Source organism: Anoxybacteroides voinovskiense, assembly GCF_014196205.1.
GTDB lineage: Bacteria > Bacillota > Bacilli > Bacillales > Anoxybacillaceae > Anoxybacteroides > Anoxybacteroides voinovskiense.
Map to the genome: position 1 here is coordinate 1 of NZ_JACIDE010000049.1, position 2,852 is coordinate 2,852.

A 2,852-nucleotide genomic window follows, 5' to 3' on the forward strand; every position below is an offset into this window, starting at 1 on the left:
ACGCTCTATCTCAAAAGAATCGATAAATAATGGGAACTGGCAAGGTTGTGTAAAAATTCACCGCCATATTGTGTATTTTTTACTTGCCAAACACACCCATTCTTTTATTTTTTTGGCTTCGTATACTTCGGAAGCAATTTTAATAAGTGCCTTTGATGGAACGCACCCGAAATGTAAACAATCTCCACCAAGTTGTGCCTCTTTTTCAATAAGAGCCACTCTTGCTCCAAGAGAAGCCGCTCCAGCAGCTACAGTTAACCCTCCTGCCCCTCCACCGATGACAATAAGATCATATTGTTTCAATCATCTCACGTCCTTTCAGCGTAAAAGTTGTCGAGCTTCATTTAAACGTTGTAATCCTGTAAATAGTTCTACTACAAAAAATAACAACGTAATAACTAAAACATAGTTGGGTAATAACATCATAAAGGAAAATAAGAGAAATCCTTCTGTACGTTCGGCTAGTCCTGCTTGGTAATAAAATGATTTCATCCCTTTTTTATCCGAAACCGCTCCAACTGTTAAAAACACGGTAATGGAAAAAATAATCGAAACACTTAATAATAAAAGAGCCCATTGAACATGCGGATACTTAAACGCAATTCCTAAAATGACACTAATTTCAACAATTCGATCAAAGGTTATATCCATGACAGTGCCCCATGGTGATACGTTTGTTTTTCGTGCCATCGTTCCATCGACCGCATCTAAAAATCCAGACATCCACAATACAATGACTGCCGCAACTACATAATCGAGATAAAAAAGAATCCCTGAAGAAAGGCCAATCAAAAATGACATCATCGTAACTTGATTCGCCGTCAATCCTATTTTCAACAAACGGGAAGCGGCCGTTTCGATCAAAGGTTGTACATATTTCCTTGCATGTGTATCGAGCACATCTATTCTCCTTTCTGTTGTAATCCAAGTTTTTGTCTTAGTTTTGCATTTGTCATGATCGGAACAAAAGAAATGATAAGAAAAACAATGATGGCAATAATTATGATTATTCGATTGCCAGAAGCAAAACTAGAGCCTAAAAAATTATAGGCAAACGTCCCTGGAATAATCCCAATCCATGTCGCAAATAAAAAATGAGTGAACTTCACATTTACTATCCCTGCTAGATAACTAATGAAATCAAAAGGAAAAATCGGGATTAGTCGTAATAAAAGTACATACATAAATCCGTTTTTCTTTAATTGTGCTTGCAGTTTTATTGTTTTCTTTTTCCAACTTTCGTGAATTACACGTTCACCGAATTTTTTAGCGACCAAAAAAGACAAACTAGCTCCTAGCGTTGCCCCGATGACAGTGAAAATTGTTCCCCACCATGCCCCAAACGCTAGCCCTGCTGCTAACGACAGAATAGAAGCCGGAAAGAAAAGAAACGGTCGAACGGTATATAACCCGATAAAGACAAGCGGAGCCAACACTCCAAAAGATAAAATCCAGGCTCGGATTGTTTGAGGCTTCATGTGGATATGCTGATTAACCCAAATAATTCCTCCGACAACTATAAACGCAACGAATATTTTCCACCATGTCCGTGTTAACATGCTTCTCCATCCTTTTTAAACGTCTGAATATACTCTTTCGACCGTATACCAACCCAAACACATTGCATTTTAGAAAAATGAGTATCGCTTTGTATAATGACATCCGTTTGCCAATCGCTGATGGTTATTTGATAAAAAAATTTCCCGTATTTTATATACATTTCTTGCACAATTCCTTCCCATTTCATATACCACGCCCCATGTAGATCATTACAAATTTCTATATGTTTTGCGTGAATGAAAAACCGGTTATCGATGACGATACCATCGCTAAAAAATTTTGCGACGAATGCATTAGACGGGGCATCATATACTTGTATAGGATTTCCACATTGTTGAATGGTTTGATTTCCTATCACCACAACGCGATCCCCCATTAACATCGCTTCTTCTTTATCATGTGTAACAAAAATTGTCGTTATTTTTTTTTCTTTTAGCCATTGTTTCATCCATAATCGAATTCCATCTCTTAATTCATTGTCAAAACTGCTAAGGGGTTCATCGAGCAGCAATAATTTTGGATCGGTAATTAATGCTCTCGCTAAGGAAACACGTTGTTGTTGTCCACCGGATAGTTCGGATGGATAAAAATCTCGAAAATTCTCCATGTCCATCCTCTTTAAATATAACGTAGCTTTTTCTATTCGCTCTTTCTTTGTCAAGGTTGTAAAAGTTAATCCGTACATAATATTTTCCATTACTGTCATATGGGGAAATAATAACGGTTGTTGAAACATCATGACAATCGGGCGACGATGAGCAGGTTTTGGTGACATGTCTTCCCCCTCAATCCATATGTTTCCCTCATCTAATTCTTCTATCCCTGCTATGCATCGAAGAAGGGTTGATTTCCCTGCCCCTGATGGCCCTACCACACTGATTATTTCCCCTTCATTTATATCCAAATGAATCGAGTGAAAAACTGTTTCATTTCCATATGCTTTTTTTAAAGAATTAAGAGAAATAAATACATCTTTCATATACACACCTCAACGATTCCGTTTTCGGTAAGGAAGAAAAATTCTAATCAGTAACTCGAACAAGAGAAGTACAGTTAGCGGCAAAATTGCAAAAATAAGCGAAAAGCTCGCAATAACCGCTTCTTTTGCTGTTGATAAAAATGGAAAATAAAGAGTTGCAATGGTTATAACGTTTCCACCACCAATAAGTGCTGTTAATGCATATTGACTAAGAGAAATCACGGCTGTTGATTATCCAAAATTAGGCATACTCTTCCCGTATATTCGGGCATACTCAAATAAGACAGCTGCCATCTCGGATTTCCATTCGAGA

General features: G+C 37.4%; 3 protein-coding genes and 1 pseudogene. All 4 read right to left on the minus strand.

Annotated features, from left to right (window positions below; genetic code table 11):
• Nucleotides 1–108: 108 nt before the first annotated feature.
• Nucleotides 109–303 (minus strand): annotated as a pseudogene (locus GGR02_RS17150) (FAD-dependent oxidoreductase); the annotation flags it as partial.
• 15 nt (nt 304–318) lie between these two features.
• Nucleotides 319–900 carry a CDP-alcohol phosphatidyltransferase family protein gene (locus GGR02_RS17155; protein ID WP_183186149.1) on the minus strand — a complete coding sequence of 194 codons (582 nt, stop codon included), beginning with the start codon at nt 898–900 and terminating at the stop codon, nt 319–321.
• A 2-nt stretch (nt 901–902) separates the two neighbouring features.
• Nucleotides 903–1,559 carry a TVP38/TMEM64 family protein gene (locus tag GGR02_RS17160; RefSeq protein ID WP_183186150.1) on the minus strand — a complete coding sequence of 219 codons (657 nt, stop codon included), beginning with the start codon at nt 1,557–1,559 and terminating at the stop codon, nt 903–905.
• Nucleotides 1,553–2,539: an ABC transporter ATP-binding protein gene (locus GGR02_RS17165; RefSeq protein WP_183186151.1), complete on the minus strand. Its 987-nt coding sequence runs from the start codon at nt 2,537–2,539 to the stop codon at nt 1,553–1,555. Before GGR02_RS17165 ends, GGR02_RS17160 begins: the two co-directional genes overlap by 7 nt.
• Nucleotides 2,540–2,852: the final 313 nt, after the last annotated feature.